The 15,586-nt window shown below is 31.0% G+C and carries 16 protein-coding genes and 1 tRNA gene; 2 read left to right on the top strand and 15 right to left on the bottom strand.

Annotated elements, in window-relative coordinates; translation table 11 throughout:
* Window positions 1-2: 2 nt before the first annotated feature.
* The 10 genes from ACTTAT_RS03450 to ACTTAT_RS03495 form a co-directional block, all read right to left on the bottom strand.
* A complete protein-coding gene (locus tag ACTTAT_RS03450; protein WP_440679675.1) occupies window positions 3-1,049 on the bottom strand; it encodes an amino acid ABC transporter permease in 1,047 nt (348 codons plus the stop codon).
* Between the two features lies 1 nt (window position 1,050).
* Window positions 1,051-2,247, bottom strand: a complete 1,197-nt coding sequence (locus ACTTAT_RS03455) for an amino acid ABC transporter permease (protein WP_440679676.1) — start codon at window positions 2,245-2,247, stop codon at window positions 1,051-1,053.
* Between the two features lie 55 nt (window positions 2,248-2,302).
* On the bottom strand, window positions 2,303-3,346 hold the full coding sequence (locus ACTTAT_RS03460; RefSeq protein WP_440679677.1) for an amino acid ABC transporter substrate-binding protein: 1,044 nt from the start codon (window positions 3,344-3,346) through the stop codon (window positions 2,303-2,305).
* Between the two features lie 120 nt (window positions 3,347-3,466).
* Window positions 3,467-4,306 carry an ABC transporter permease gene (locus ACTTAT_RS03465; protein ID WP_440679678.1) on the bottom strand — a complete coding sequence of 280 codons (840 nt, stop codon included), beginning with the start codon at window positions 4,304-4,306 and terminating at the stop codon, window positions 3,467-3,469.
* Between the two features lie 6 nt (window positions 4,307-4,312).
* Window positions 4,313-5,287, bottom strand: coding sequence for a glycine betaine/L-proline ABC transporter substrate-binding protein ProX (gene proX / locus ACTTAT_RS03470; RefSeq protein WP_440679679.1), 975 nt, complete (start codon window positions 5,285-5,287; stop codon window positions 4,313-4,315).
* A 21-nt stretch (window positions 5,288-5,308) separates the two neighbouring features.
* Window positions 5,309-6,280 carry a glycine betaine/L-proline ABC transporter substrate-binding protein ProX gene (proX, locus tag ACTTAT_RS03475; protein WP_440679680.1) on the bottom strand — a complete coding sequence of 324 codons (972 nt, stop codon included), beginning with the start codon at window positions 6,278-6,280 and terminating at the stop codon, window positions 5,309-5,311.
* 132 nt (window positions 6,281-6,412) lie between these two features.
* Window positions 6,413-6,489, bottom strand: a tRNA-Arg gene (locus ACTTAT_RS03480).
* Window positions 6,490-6,518: 29 nt separating this feature from the next.
* Window positions 6,519-7,310, bottom strand: a complete 792-nt coding sequence (locus tag ACTTAT_RS03485; RefSeq protein ID WP_440679681.1) for an ABC transporter permease — start codon at window positions 7,308-7,310, stop codon at window positions 6,519-6,521.
* Window positions 7,300-8,031: an ABC transporter ATP-binding protein gene (locus ACTTAT_RS03490; RefSeq protein ID WP_440679683.1), complete on the bottom strand. Its 732-nt coding sequence runs from the start codon at window positions 8,029-8,031 to the stop codon at window positions 7,300-7,302. The genes ACTTAT_RS03485 and ACTTAT_RS03490 overlap by 11 nt, the downstream gene beginning before the upstream one ends.
* Window positions 8,028-8,972, bottom strand: coding sequence for an L-threonylcarbamoyladenylate synthase (locus ACTTAT_RS03495; protein WP_440679684.1), 945 nt, complete (start codon window positions 8,970-8,972; stop codon window positions 8,028-8,030). Before ACTTAT_RS03495 ends, ACTTAT_RS03490 begins: the two co-directional genes overlap by 4 nt.
* Window positions 8,973-9,011: 39 nt before the next feature.
* On the opposite strand from ACTTAT_RS03495, the gene ACTTAT_RS03500 reads away from it, so the two are divergent.
* Together ACTTAT_RS03500 and ACTTAT_RS03505 are read left to right on the top strand one after the other, a co-directional pair.
* Window positions 9,012-9,269: an exodeoxyribonuclease VII small subunit gene (locus ACTTAT_RS03500; RefSeq protein WP_009360478.1), complete on the top strand. Its 258-nt coding sequence runs from the start codon at window positions 9,012-9,014 to the stop codon at window positions 9,267-9,269.
* A 6-nt stretch (window positions 9,270-9,275) separates the two neighbouring features.
* Window positions 9,276-10,154, top strand: coding sequence for a polyprenyl synthetase family protein (locus ACTTAT_RS03505; protein WP_440679685.1), 879 nt, complete (start codon window positions 9,276-9,278; stop codon window positions 10,152-10,154).
* On the opposite strand, the gene ispH is transcribed toward ACTTAT_RS03505, so the two are convergent.
* The 5 genes from ispH to crtI are packed head-to-tail and all read right to left on the bottom strand — an operon-like array spanning window position 10,151 to window position 15,441.
* On the bottom strand, window positions 10,151-11,095 hold the full coding sequence (gene ispH / locus ACTTAT_RS03510) for a 4-hydroxy-3-methylbut-2-enyl diphosphate reductase (RefSeq protein WP_440679686.1): 945 nt from the start codon (window positions 11,093-11,095) through the stop codon (window positions 10,151-10,153). The genes ACTTAT_RS03505 and ispH overlap by 4 nt on opposite strands.
* Complete coding sequence (locus ACTTAT_RS03515) at window positions 11,095-12,009, bottom strand: Brp/Blh family beta-carotene 15,15'-dioxygenase (RefSeq protein WP_440679688.1); 915 nt, start codon at window positions 12,007-12,009, stop codon at window positions 11,095-11,097. The genes ispH and ACTTAT_RS03515 overlap by 1 nt, the downstream gene beginning before the upstream one ends.
* Window positions 12,010-12,013: 4 nt before the next feature.
* On the bottom strand, window positions 12,014-13,105 hold the full coding sequence (locus ACTTAT_RS03520) for a lycopene cyclase family protein (protein WP_440679689.1): 1,092 nt from the start codon (window positions 13,103-13,105) through the stop codon (window positions 12,014-12,016).
* A gap of 2 nt (window positions 13,106-13,107) precedes the next feature.
* A complete protein-coding gene (locus tag ACTTAT_RS03525) occupies window positions 13,108-13,965 on the bottom strand; it encodes a phytoene/squalene synthase family protein (protein WP_440679690.1) in 858 nt (285 codons plus the stop codon).
* Between the two features lie 3 nt (window positions 13,966-13,968).
* On the bottom strand, window positions 13,969-15,441 hold the full coding sequence (gene crtI / locus ACTTAT_RS03530) for a phytoene desaturase family protein (protein ID WP_440679691.1): 1,473 nt from the start codon (window positions 15,439-15,441) through the stop codon (window positions 13,969-13,971).
* Window positions 15,442-15,586 lie beyond the last annotated feature (145 nt).

Here is a 15,586-nt window from a genome sequence, read left to right on the forward strand (position 1 = left end):
CCCTAGTTAGTTGTTTTTAATTTCCTCTCTATATTTAAACTATATCTGCTCATAGCGAAACAGAAAATCCAGTAAACTAAAGCTACAAATACATAGCCTTCTGTTGCCATTCCAAGCCAAGCAGGGTTTGTTTTTGCTAAATTTACCATTCCTAAAATTTCAAGTAGTCCAACCACAAAAACTAAAGGCGTATCTTTAAATAGTGCAATGAAAGTATTTGCAATTCCAGGTATCACTAATTTCAAAGCTTGTGGAAGAATAATAAAAATATGACTTTTCCAATATCCCATACCAATTGCTTTTGATGCATCATATTGGCCGCGACCTACAGCTTGCAATCCACCTCTAACCACTTCAGCCATATAAGCAGCTTCAAACAAGGTAATTGCAATAATAACTCTAACTAATTTATCCATATTAGTTCCTGCTGGTAAAAGAAGTGGGAACATAACGCCTGCCATAAATAAAACTGTAATTAAAGGAACCCCTCTCCAAAATTCAATAAAGCCAATTGAAAAATATCTCACCGCCGGAAGGTTTGATCTTCGTCCCATTGCCAAAAGAACACCTAATGGAAAACAGAAGATGATTGCAAATATTGATATGACAAGTGTTAAAAATAATCCTCCCCATTCTCTCGTATCAACTGGCATCAAACCAAGAAAACCACCAGAAAAAAGCATTAAGGAAAGAATTGGAAATGGAATAACTAAAAATAAAAACAGATATTTTTTATATTTTTCATTCAAAAATCTGTAAACAATGATTGATACTACCAAAAATCCAAATGGGAGATTTACTCTCCAAATTTCATCATTTGGATACATTCCATATAAAAATCTATTAAACCAAGTTTTAACAAACACCCAGCACGCTCCACCTGAAACACATTCTTTTTTACTTTCACCTGAAAAAGTTGCACTGATGAACATCCAATCAAGTAGTGGTGGAATAGTTAGGTAGATTAAGTAACTAATTGATATTGTAAGAAATGCATCAATGGGTGATGAAAAAAATTTCTCTCTAATGTAATTTAAAGTTTTATTCATATTATCTTTCTGTCAAAGAAACCTTTTTGTTGTACCAATTCATAAAGATAGAAATACTTATACTTAAAGTTAAATAAGTAAGCATCGTGATGGTTACAATTTCAATTGCTCTACCTGTTTGCATTAAAGCCGTTCCAGCAAAAACTAAAACAATATCTGGATAAGCAATAGCAGCTGCAAGAGATGAGTTTTTAGTCAGATTTAAATACTGGTTTGTTGTTGGTGGTATAATAATTCTTAATGCTTGAGGAATAACCACTAATCTTAAAATTTGAGTATTCGTTAAACCTATTGATGCTGCAGCTTCTTTTTGCCCTTTATCAATTCCTAAAATTCCAGCTCTAACATTTTCTGCAATGAAAGTTGATGTATAAATCGACAACGCAAAAGCTAGGGCTAAAAATTCTGGTATAATTGATGAACCTCCAATGTAGTTTGCAATTCCCATTTTAACTTCAAGTTTTGGATGAGAAAACTCAACACCGACACCAAAAATAAATATCACTAATGTTGGTAAAATAATTAAAATTCCAAGCGAAATTAGAAATTGAGGTAATTGTTTTCCAGTATTTTCTCTTAATCTTTTGGCATAGACATTAAAGAAATAAATAGAAATAAATGTAAAAATTAAGCCATAAATTAAGAAACTTAAATTTGTCCAAATAAACTCTGGAAAATAAATACCTTTGATATTTGCATAGATAGAGTCAAAAAACACAATGGAATTTTCTGCCTGAGGTAACAAACGAAGTACTGTGAAATACCAAAAAAAGATTTGAAGTAATAAAGAAATATTTCTAAAAAACTCAATATAAGAAGTCGCTAATCCTGATGCTAAAGGATTTGATGAAAGTCTTAATATACCAAATATAAAACCAAGAATAGTTGCAAATATAATTCCAATAACAGAAACTAGAATGGTGTTTAATAAACCTACTAAATAAGCACGACCATAAGTCATACTCGAGTCAAACTCTATTAAACTAAACTGAATATCAAATGATGCTTTATTACTTAAAAACCCAAACCCAGTATTGATACCTCTTGCTGAAAGATTTGAGCTTGCATTGAATGAAAAATAAGAAATGACTGATAAAACAAATATAATAAGAATTGCTTGTGGTAATAAAAATTTTACTCTTGGATGATCATTTAAATACTGATCAATTTTTTCTAGATGATTTTGAATAAAAGACATTTAAGGTAAATTAAAAAAAAGGGCTGGAAAATCCAGCCCTTTTTTAAATAGTGTTTTATCTAACTGGTGGTACGTAAAGTATTCCGCCTTTAGTCCATAAGTTATTTGGACCTCTGTCAGGTAAAATACCAGTATCAGCTATATGTTTTTTATAGCTTTCACCATAGTTACCAATTTGCTTGATAATTCTATAGCTCCACTGATTATCTAAACCTAAAGCTTCACCATTTTTAGTACCTTCAGCACCTACTATTCTCTGAATAGCTGGGTTCGGACTGCTCTTAAGAGAGTCAATATTGCCTGAATTTACGCCGTACTCTTCAGCTTCAATCCATACATTTAATGACCATCTAACAACATCTTCCCATTTAGCATCACCTTGTCTTACAACAGGGCCTAAAGGTTCTTTAGAAATTGTTTCTGGTAATACAATGTGGTCACCAGGTGCAGACATTTTAGTTCTTTGAGCTGCTAATCCTGATTTATCAGTTGTATAAGTATCACATCTACCAGCATCATAAGCTTGAACAACTTCGTCCGCTTTTTCAAATACTACAGGCTCATATTGAACACCTTTAGATTTAAAGAAGTCAGCCATGTTAAGCTCAGTTGTTGTTCCAGTGTTTGTACATACTTTTACACCGTTTTTAAAATCATTAACTGATTTTATTCCAGTTGCTTTTCTTACCATGAAACCTTGACCATCGTAGAAGTTTACACCAACGAATGTTAATCCGATTGAAGCATCTCTTTCTAATGTCCAAGTTGTGTTTCTTGATAGTACGTCGATTTCTCCAGCTTGTAACGCAGTGAATCTCTCTTTAGCACTTAAAGGTGTATACTTTACTTTATCTGCATCACCTAAAACTGCAGCAGCTACTGCTCTACAAACATCTACGTCGATACCTGTCCAGTTTCCTGATGCATCAGCATTAGAGAATCCTGGAAGACCTTGTGAAACTCCACATTTTACAAAGCCCTGACTTTTAGTAGTATCTAGAGTACTAGTTGTTTTTTTAGCTCCACCGCCGTCGCCGCAAGCTGTTAAAACAAAAGCTAATACTGATAAACTACCAATTGCTTTCATTATGTTTTTCATTGTTCCCCTTTTAATTTAAATTAAAGATGCCCTAAGATAGAAAAATCTATGTTAAATTACAATTGTTTAATTATTTCAGTTATGAATTTGAGATATAACAAAAACAATTAAAGGTTGTATTTATTTAATTATTTTTTGAGTAATTCGGTCAAATATAATTGCGATTAAAACAATACCTAGCCCACCAACAAAAGCTTGTCCTATATCCAATCTTCCAAGACCAACATAAACGGTCAGACCAAGTCCACCAGCTCCAATCAAGGCAGCAATCACCGCCATTGATAATGACAGCATTAAAGTTTGATTAACTCCAGCCATGATTGATCTTAAAGCTAATGGTAACTCAATTTTATACAATATTGTAAATTTACTACATCCAAGAGCTTTACCTGCATCTTTAACTCCTTTGGTCACTTGTCTTAATCCTAGATTTGTTAAACGAATGATTGGGGCTAGTGCAAAAATAATAATTGCTATAACTCCAGGAGTAAGACCCACGCCAAATAACATCACCACAGGTATTAAATAAACAAAACTTGGAATTGTTTGCATAACATCAAGTATAGGCCTTAGTATCATCTCAAAGACATTGCTTCTTGAAGCAGCAATACCAAGAGGAATTCCAATTAAACAACAAAATAATACAGCAGTAACGATCATTGCCATTGTTGTCATAGTTTCTTCCCAAATATCTAGCAGATCAATAAAAACTAAACTGACTAAAGTAAAAATAGCAAATTTTATCCCGTTAGTTCTAAATGCTGCAAAAACAAAAAAAATAATTACCAACGGTAAAGGAACAAAGTTAAAAAAATTATCTAATGCATCAAGCGTACTTTCAATAGGTACAGAAAGCTTTTTAAAGACTGGTCGTTGTGCAAACAACCAGTCTTTAACATACTTTTCAATCCACTCGGCTAATGGAACATAGCCATAATTTGAAGGGTTTAAAAAGTTCAATTCAGATTACTTTTTTGCTTTCGTTATCCAGCTATCAAATGTACTCTGGTTAGCCTTTACCCATTCTTTAGCATGACGACGAACATCTCTCTCACTTTTTTCGCCTTTGTTCATTTTTAAGTTTTGAGCAGAAATATCCGCTAAAGGTATAGAGGCAACCTCTAAAAATTTTCTCACTTCTGGATTTTTTTTCAAAAACTCAGCATTAGCGAATGGTCTAATATCGTCTGCGCCAAAACCCATGTTAATCTTTGATTTTGTTGCATTGGCAACCTTAACTGCTTTAGTATCTTTCATAGGAACTTCAATCCAAACAACATCTTTTCCTAATTTAAAAGCTCCAACAGTCCAGTTTGGCGTCCAAGTATAAAACAGAATTGACTTTCCATTTTTATATCTTGCTAAAGCATCAGCCATGGATGCAGAATACTCTGCTTTGATTGGATTGATAAAATCGCCTAAACCAAGTTCTGCAAATTGCTTTGTAATCCTTTTTTCACAGCCCCATCCTGGAGGACACGCAACCATGTCGGCTTTACCATCTCCATTTGCATCAAATTGTTTTGCATGTTTTTTAATATCCAATACAGTTTTGATATTTAATGCATCAGCAGTTTTTTTATCAATTAGGTAACCTTGCAATCCACCCTTTTTCATTACATATCCGACTGCTTTAACTTTACCTTTAACGTTTTTATCTTTTAGATAAGTTTGATGAGTACCTTCCCAGCCATTAACCCAAAGATCAGCGTCTCCAGATGCAGCCGCAAGATAAAATACTGAAGGTTTGATTGCCTGAGGTTTTTTAACTTTATATCCAAGCTTTTCTAATCCTAATTTATATACTTCGGCTTGAAAGTATCCCGTATCCCAATTTGCTTTTGCCATTTTCACAGTTTTACTAAATGCCTGTGTTGCACTTCCGAAGGCAAGTAAAAAAGTAATAGCAAATGATGCAATTATTTTTTTTGTTTGTGTCATTATTTTTCTCCTATTTTTTTATTATTTGTTTAATTTTTTGGCTTCATTTATCCAGCCATCAAATTTATTCTGATTTTTTTTGATCCAGTCTTTTGCATGTCGCTCAATGTCTTTTTGAGACTTTTCACCCTTGTACATTAAGAAATTTTGAGCTGATATGTCTGCCACTGGTATACTTGCAATTTCTAAAAATTTTTTAGCTCTTGGGCTTTTGTTTAAAAAATCTTTACTCGCAAATGGTCGAATATCGTCTAATGCAAAACCAAAATTAATTTCTTTCATTGTTGCATTTTCTGCACTTACCTTTTTTGTAGTTTTTGTTGGCACATCAATCCAAACAACGTCACGACCTAGTTTTAAGGTCCCAAATATCCAATTTGGCGCCCATGTATAATAAAAAATAGGTTTTTCATTTTTATATGCTGCGACTGTATCCGCTAAAGTTGCAGAGTACTCAGCCTTTAATGGGTTTATAAATTCACCTAAATTAAGCTCTTTAAAATGAGCAGTGATAACTTTTTCGCATCCCCATCCAGGCGGACATGCAACCAAGTCTGCTTTACCATCATTATCTCTATCAAAAATTTTTGCGTGTTTTTTTATATCTAATATAGATTTAATATTATATTTCTCTGCAGTTTTCTTATCGATTAGATAACCCTGCATCCCCCCATTTTTAGCCACGTAGCCTACTGGAATGACTTTGCCTCTAGTTTCATCTATGTAAGCTTTTTGATTTGTCTCCCAACCGTTGACCCAAAGATCAACATCTCCTTGAGCTGCACCAATATAAAAGACTGAAGGCTTTACATCCCTTAATTTTTTAATTTTGTACCCAAGCTTCTCAAGGCCTAATTTATAAATTTCAGCATGAAAATAACCGGTATCCCAGTTTGCTCGAGACATTTTTAAATTTTTTGAATATGAGCTAGTTGTAAAAAATACAACTGACAATATACATATTACTATTCGTAGAGTTTTAATCATAATCATATACCAGAAGTAGTGGTAACAAATATTTGTAATCAGCGTAACCGTATACAACTATAAAGTGGTATTTGGCATATTTTGTGGTTTGAAAAAATATATTGGCATATTTGTAAGTTTTTTTAGGACTTTTTATTTTGGCGCGCCTGCAAGGAGTCGAACCCTGAACCTCCAGAGCCGAAATCTGGCGCTCTATCCAGTTGAGCTACAGGCGCATTAATAATATTTATCAATATTTTTGTAATTATTCACCAATATTAACCAAAGTTCCGTTTCTTTTGGCGCTGACAAATGATTTGTAAAATATTGAAATAGCGAGGGTGAGGTAAATTAGATTAAGACCAATTGCGTAATTAATGTTTGTAAAACTCACTGTTTGGTTAACAAGAATATTACGTGTTTCTTCAAATATATGCGCAAGTGGCAACCCAAGTGCGATAGGCTGAACCCAACTAGGCAGAATCTCTACAGGGTAATAAATGCAACCAAGTGGGGCTATAAAAAACAAACTTGCCCATGCCACATTTTCAAATGATGGACCAAATCTAACAAGGCCTGCGGTAACTAAAAGTCCAAGGGTTACACCAAACAAATAAAGACTAAATAATAAGAGTATCAAGGGAACCCCAAGTTCAAATATGGATATTCCAAATAATGGAATAGCTATAAAGGCAGCGGGAACCAATCCAATCATGGTTCGAATTAAAGCAGATGAAGTTAATGCCATGATAATTTCAGATATTTTAAGAGGAGAGACAAATAAATTAATAATGTTTCTGCTCCATATTTCCTCTAAGAAAAGCATATTGTAGCTAATGCTTGATCTAAATAAGAAGTCGTAAAGAATTGCAGCGCTTAATATGACACCAGCAACATTATTAAAATAATCACTGTGCATCGTGAAAAATTTAGAGACAAAGCCCCAAAGAATAATTTGGACGGTTGGCCAATAAATGAGGTCAAAAATTCTTGGGAAAGATGACCTGATTAAATAAAAATGTCTTAACATTAATGAAGAAGATCTTTTAATGTTCATTTTTCTGCCTCACCAATTTTAAAAATACTTGTTCTAAATTTTCTCTTCCGTGTTTATCAATTAAATCTTTTGCTTTACCATGATCAATAATCTGACCTTCTTTCATCATTAAAACATAATCACTTAATCTTGTGACCTCATCCATATTATGAGAGGCTAAGAGGATACTAATATCATTTTCTTTTTTATACTTTTCTAGATAACTTCGTACATAGTCACCGGTATCAGGATCTAAACTTGCTGTTGGTTCATCAAGTAGTAAGATCTTTGGATCATTGATTAAAGATTTTGCTAAGGACACTCTGTTTTTTTGACCAGAAGAAAGTTCACCTGTTCTTTTATTTAAAAAATTTTTTAAGTTTAAATCTTCTATAAGTTGATCAATTTTTTCTTTAAAATTTTTTATCAAATACATTCTCCCATAAACTTTTAAATTTTCTAAGACAGTGAGTTTTTTTGGAAGCTCGACATAAGGAGATGCAAAATTCATGATATTTAAAAATTGATGATCTTTGTAATTTAATTCTTGCCCATTAATAAATATGTTTCCTGATGTTGGAGTAATTAATCCAAGTAACATTCCAATAGTTGTAGTTTTCCCACATCCATTTGGACCAAGAAGTGCTAAAGTTTCACTTTGATTAATTGAAAAATTAATTCCTTTTACAGCTTCAGTTGTTTTAAATTGTTTTTTTAAGTTTTTAACTTCAATTGATTTCATGATGATGCTCTTTTTAACCTGTCATTAATCGCTATTCCAATACCTTGATTTGGAATTTTTGTAACAGATATCGTTTTATATTTTAATTTTTTAATTTGCCTTAACTTTAGATATAGTTTTTTTGCACACTCATCCAATGATTTAGATTTTGAAAGATAGAATATATTTTTTCCTTTTAATTTTGTTTTGCCAAATACAAGCAAAGCACCACCTGGTTTTGGTTTTTGTTGGTTTAAAAAAACAGGTATACCAGGAGAGTAATGTTTTTTAAGCTGGCCAGGAGACAAAATTTCTTTAGATATATTTTTTGTAACATGTTTTATGACCTTTTGAATTTCATGCTTTGTTATTTTGCCAGGACGCAATACTTTAGGTCTTCCAACAAGATTAACTACAGTAGATTCAATTCCAACCTTTGATTGTTTACCATCTAATATGAATTTAATTTTTTTTCCAAATTCATCAAAAACATCCTTTGATGAAGTAGGGGATACATGATTACTGATATTAGCACTTGGCGCTGCTAGAGGTGCATGAGTAAGTCTTATTATTTTTCTAAAATATGTATTTGCAGGAACTCTGCATGCAATGGTGCCATTTTTATTCATAAGTTTTTTTGAAATTTTAGATTTCTTTTTTAACTTTAATACGTAGGTAATGGGTCCAGGTGAAAACTTGCGATAAAGTTTTTGAAGATATGGATTTTGCTCGGTATCTTTAAGGATAGATTGAAGGCTATCAAAGTGAACAATTAATGGGTTTTTCTTTGGTCTTTTTTTTAAACTATATATTTTTGTAACAGCACGATTTGAATATGCATTTCCAGCTAATCCGTAGACCGTTTCAGTTGGTAATGCCGCGATGCCATGGTTTTTTAATATCTTAGAGCACTTTTTTAAATTTTTATCAGTAGGGCTAAAGATATTTGAATAGTTTTTCATTTTGAAATATTTATTATGCATCAAAGTTAAAATCTATAAATGAATAAAGCAAACAAATACGCTGATATTGAAAAAATGTCCTTTGAAAAGGCAATGGCTGAACTTGAGACAATTGTTTCTGATTTAGAAAATGGGTCAATTGAGCTAGAAGAATCTATTGAAAAATATCAACGTGGCATTCAGTTAAAAAAACATTGCGATCAAAAATTAAAAGAAGCAAACATGAAAATTGATCAAATCGAAATTGATAAAAATGGCAATGTTACAGAAAAACCATTTGTAAGAAAAAAAAAATAACAATTCATGTCTAATTTTCAGCAAGAGCTAAAGCTTACTGCAGATAAGGTTAATGCTTTTCTTAAAAGTTATTTCAAGAACCAATCTGCAGATAATAAATTATACGAAGCTATGGAATACGGATTATTCTCTGGAGGCAAGATGATTAGATCTTATCTTGTTCAGTCTGCGTGTAAAATTTTTGATATTGATGAAAAAAAATATATTCCAATTGCTGCAGCAGTAGAGTGTGTTCACAGTTACTCTTTAATTCATGATGATTTACCCTCGATGGACAATGATGATTTTAGAAGAGGAAAAGAAAGTACGCATAAAGCGTATGGTGAGTACACTGCAATTTTAGCTGGAAGCTCTTTGTTAACCTTGGCATTTGAAATGATCTCTGATCCAAAGTTTGAAATTGAGGAAGATATTAAAGTCAAAATCATTCATGCTTTATCATCTTCATCTGGACATCTTGGAATTGCAGGAGGACAATTTTTTGATTTAAGTTTAAAAAAAAGCGAAGTTGATAAAGAGACTATTATTGATATGCAAAATAAAAAAACTGGAGCACTCATGGGTTTTTGTACAGAAGTTGCACCATTACTTTCTCATAAAAACGAATTAGCAAAAACATTTAGAGATCTTGGAATTAAAATAGGTTTATTATTTCAAATTGCAGATGATTTTTTAGATAAGTATGGAAAATCTGAAACTTTAGGTAAACCCACTCAACAAGATGAGAGTAAAGGAAAAAATACTTTAATTGTTCATTTAGGAGAAGAAAAAACCAAAGCACTTATTGCTGATTTAAAATCTGAAATTACAAATCAATTAAGTTCTTTTTCTCAAACTGATGAATTATTAAATTGTATTAATTTTATTATTGAGAGAAAAAATTAATTTTCTCTAAGTTCTCTTGGAAGTTTAAACTCAACGTTTTCTTTAATAATTTCTACATCTTGAACTTTAATATTTCTGATTTCTTTGATTTGATCTATTAGTCGATCAACTAATACTTCAGGCGCAGATGCACCAGATGAAACTCCTATACACTTTGATTTTTTTATAAGATCAATAGGTAATTTAAATTCTTGGTGAACAAGATAACTTTCTTTGCTTCCATTTTTTTTAGCTACTTCAACGAGTCTTTTTGAATTTGAAGATTGCTGACTTCCTACAACAAAAAAGACATCACATTTTGCTGCAATATTTTTAACCGCTGCTTGTCTATTAGTTGTTGCGTAACAAATATCACTTTTAATAGGCTCTTTAATATTTGGAAATTCTATTTTTAGAGCATCAATAATATCTTTCGTGTCATCAACGGATAGTGTTGTTTGAGTAATATAAGCTATTTTTTCTTTGTTAAGTTTGATGTTTTTTATGTCTTCAATATTTTCTATTAATGTAACTTCCCCTGCTGGTAACTGACCCATAGTTCCAATCACTTCAGGGTGATTTTTGTGACCAATAAGAATAATTTGGTAACCTTGTTTATTTAGTAACTCTGCTTCTCGGTGTACTTTTGAAACTAATGGACATGTTGCGTCAATAAACTGAATATTTTTTATTTCAGCATCTTCATAAACTTTTTTTGAAACTCCATGGGCTGAAAAAATCACTGGTCTTGTTTTATCTTCAATTTCATCAAGCTCATCAACAAAGATGACTCCTTTATTTTCTAAATTTTGAACAACATGTTTATTGTGAACGATTTCATGTCTTACATAAACTGGTGCACCAAACTTTTGCAAACTTTTTTCTACAATCTCAACGGCACGGTCAACTCCAGCACAAAAACCTCTTGGAGCACAAAGCAATATATCTAAATCTTCACTCATTATTTTTTATCTAAAATTTCTAATAATATATGAGGAAGTGTAAGTGAAGCCAAACCAATAAAAATCGTTTTAATGATATTTTCATCAAGTTTTTCACTTAATAAAAAGACAAATAATATTGCAGCTAGTGCCGTAATGCATGTTAAGGGGACCGCTTTAACAGAAAATAGCTTTAATCCATTTTTTATATCCTGCTTATCCAGTTCTCTTGCAAGTCCAATAATGTGTTTAGAAGAATGAAGAAAGCAAAAGTAAAGTGAAAAGGCAAGGATGAGAGGTAAATAGACAAATGTTAAAGTGATTAACAAAACTTCAAGTAAGGTTAATACGAGGTGATTAATACTATCTTTAAATAAATAAATTAAACCGGCAACCAAACATATTAAATTAACCGAGAATAAAATAGATTTTAAAGGAATGAGTGCCTCATAATAATTTTGTGGAACCATTAAATATTCAAAAAATAATGACGTGTTTTCAAAACTATAATGAAAGGACAATGTAATAATCAAAAAACCTTTTAAAAAACTTACTAACGTAAAGATAATGCCATTATCCTCTTTGAAAAAACTAAGATCCTCTTCTCCAAAATGATAACCAGCAGTTATTAAAAATAATAATAAGGTTACTGGTGGAAAGGTAACCCAGCTAATAATGACGATTAAACCTAAAATAATATATCCGGGAAAAAATAAGATGGACCATGCTTTATTAAATTTTGGCTCCAAAATTCTTTTGCCACGAATATGATCCAGTGCACCATGCGATACTCCAAGCACAAGAATTAAAAAGAAACAAAAAAATAGCAGGGTTAAATCATCCTGAATGAAGTTATTGGTAAATAATACGTATGAAAGGGATCCAAATATAGAGAATATAATAAGTAATATATTTTGAATTTTGTTTAATGGCATATGACTAATTAAATAAATTTTTTAAAAATAATAGTTTTGGCATCTTAGATATAATTTTCATATCATCTAACCAGCTTCCTTCACTAGATAAAAATCTAATTACGCTTTCCTGATTATTTTGATCAAAAAGTCTAAAAAATATATCAGGCATTTGATTTGTGTGGCTCTTTAATACTTTAACAAACAATTGATCTAAAAATTCATATTTAGCTGAAATTGGTCTTTTGAAACTTAATTGATCTAAAGCATTGGCAATGATTTTAGAATGTGCTTGTATGTATGGGAATGCATACCCTGTACTCATACGATTTATGTTTCCTCTGATACCGATATCATAATAACCCGTTTCATTTTTTGAGGATCTTCTAAACATTGGAATTGCACCGATTTCTTCACGAATAATATTAAATTGATTGATGCCAAGATCATTTTGAATGTACTGATGAATTTCATCAACATACTTATCTTTATTTAATCCATTTAATTTTGATAGCCAGGTTGTCTCAATTAAAGCCAGATTACTTTTAAATGGTAGAATATAAAAAAAATGAACACCTTGTTCTTTTTGTTTAAAGTCCATTAAAGTTAATTTATTTTCATCAAAAGCATTTTGATCTGTTTCAATAGTAAGGCCATAAAAATGTTGATAAAGATTTCCAATTTTAATTTCTGGTACACGGCTATCAAAGATTAATTTACTTTCTATAACTTCGTTATTATTTTTAATCTGAAAAACTTCTGAAGTTTTTTGAATGTCATTAATTTGAAATCCTAATTTGAGAACAAATTTATCATTTAAATTATTTTTAATTTTTTCATAAAATTTTAAACTATTAATCGTTTGATAGGGATATTTTGTTTGGTTAAATATTTTTATTTGCTCTTTGTTTTTCACTTCAAAATTAGACCATTGTTTTTCTAAACAATCCTCAAAGTCATGATCATCTGTTTTCCAAAAAGACCATGTACGATCATTTTGAAATTCAGTTTTAGAATCTACAATGAGAACTTTTTTATTCTGATTAGTTTTAGAAATTTGATGGGCAAGAGATAATCCTGCACATCCTGCTCCAATAATTGCAATATCATAAATCATATTTAGAAATAATTTGAATGAAGCTGATGGGTTAAATGAACAGGTTCTTTTGATTTATATTTTGTAAATACATTTGCTATTAAGATTAAAAGTTTTTCAAAAGTATTTAAGTAAATTCGTTGTTTCAAAAAAAGCGTTTTGTTTTTGATAATTTTTTTACCAATAGAGTTATAGAGTACTCCAGCAATTAAAATACTAAACTTATTTTTTCTAGGTATATAATAAATACCTTCAAAGCCACTTTGATAATATGTTTCAGCAATTTCAAGTAATTGTTTTGTTATATTAAAAATTAATCCATCATTTGACCCATCAGTAATGTCAGTTGGCTTAAAATTATTTGGCAGCATATCTTCTGGAATATAAATTCTGCCGTTTTGTGCATCTTCTTTAATATCTCTGGATATATTTGTAATTTGCATTCCAATTCCAAGATCTACAGCAAATTTCCAAGCATTATGATCATTTGCACCAAGGATCTTTGCCATCAAACCTCCAACAGTCCCAGCAACTTGATAACTGTATTTTATTAACTCACTTAAATTTTTAGGTTGCTTAAAATTGATGTCTGATGAGACACCTGTAATTAAATCATCAATAAATTTTTGATTTAACTGATATGTCCTTTGTAACTTTTTAAATTCCTTATTAATTAGGTCTTCTGGATCTTCTTTTTTATAATCTGTAATTAAATCATTAAGCTTAGTTTGTTGATCTTCCTCATCAGCCGCATCATCAAGTTGTCTGCAAAAAGCATATAAAATTGCTGCATCATTAAGTGTTTTTTTATCAAGTAATAACCCTGCAAAATAAAAAGACTTTGCATGTTTTTTTAAAATATCTTGAGCAGTATTATTCATTATTTAAATATCAAGGTGATCTAAAACTTTAGCAGAAGATAATACTCCTGGAATACCAGCTCCTGGATGTGCACCCGCTCCTACAAAATATAGATTATCTAATATTTCAGATTTGTTATGAAACCTAAAGTATGCTGATTGTGTAAATACAGGTTCAATTGAAAAACCAGATCCGTATTTGGTATTTAATTCTTTTTCAAAATAATCTGGAGTAACAAAAATTTCTGCTTCAACATGTTTAGATAGTTCTGGCATACAAGTTTGTTCTAGTTTTCTTATCACTTTATCTTTAAAAGCTTCGCCTTCTTGTTCCCAGTTTATTTGAGATTGATTATTGGGAACTGGCACCAAGACATAAAAACAATCTTTTCCAGCTGGCGCCATGCTTTGATCGGTTGCTGAAGGTCGGTGTAGGTAATAACTAAAATCATCATCAAGCGTTTTGGTATAAAAGATTTTGTCTAATAATTGTTTGTGGGATTTTCCAAGGTAAATTGTGTGGTGTTCAATATTTTCATATTTCTTTTTTGTTCCAAAATAATAAACATATAATCCCATTGAATATTTCAACCGATCAGTCTTTAAATTAAATAATTTATTATTAATTTTTGGATGTATTAGTTCATCGTAAACTTTAGGTGGATCAGCATTACAGACAACACTATGAATTTCTAAAACATCATTATTCTTTAAGACTATATTTTTAACTTTTCTATTTTCATGATTTATTTTTACAATTTCTTGTCCTTTAATAATTTTTACACCCACTTCATTCATTAATTTCTCAAATGCACTAATAATATTTCCAGTACCTCCCATGGAATAATGAACTCCCCATTTTCTCTCTAGAAACAAGATCAATGCATAAATTGAAGTCGTACTGTAAGGGTTGCCACCAACTAGTAACGGATGAATAGTAAATGCTTTTCTGAGTTTTTCATTTTTAATAAACGAAGATATGAAAGTAAAAACTGAATTATAACTTTTTAGTTTAAGTAATGCTGGAATTTGTTTGAGCATAAACCACACTTTGTGAAAAGGTTTGTCTGCTAATTTTAAAAATCCAATATTAAATATTTTTTCAGACTCAATTAATAACTTTTCAAATCCTTTTTTGTCATTTGGATCAATTTTTTCTATATCTTGTAACAGTTGGTCTAAATCTTCACCATAATTTAATTTAGATAGGTCATCAAATATGAATTGATACCAAATTTTGAGAGGAACGATGTTTACATAGTCTTGATATTTTTTATCAAACAGTTCGAAAAGTTCATAAATTAATTGTGGTGCAGTGATAACAGTGGGTCCAGCATCAAAAGTGTAGCCATCTTTTTTAAACACTCTTGCACGTCCACCAAGATCATTTTGTTTTTCAATTAAAGTAACTTCATGACCTTTTGCTTTCAGTCTTAATGCTGCAGCAATGCCACCAAAACCAGATCCTATGACTGCAATTTTTTTAACTTCACTCATTTTGAACTATCTAAAAAGTATATTAAAAGTTGCATTTTTTCAGGAAAAAAGCGTCTTTTTGTGGAAATTAATGTTTTTTAAGGGTTTTAATGAACGCAAATTTGAGTATAAATTGCCGCATCTAAAAGCGACTCCTAATGGTTTC

It is taken from the genome of Candidatus Pelagibacter sp. HIMB1517, from assembly GCF_052047895.1.
GTDB lineage: Bacteria > Pseudomonadota > Alphaproteobacteria > Pelagibacterales > Pelagibacteraceae > HIMB114.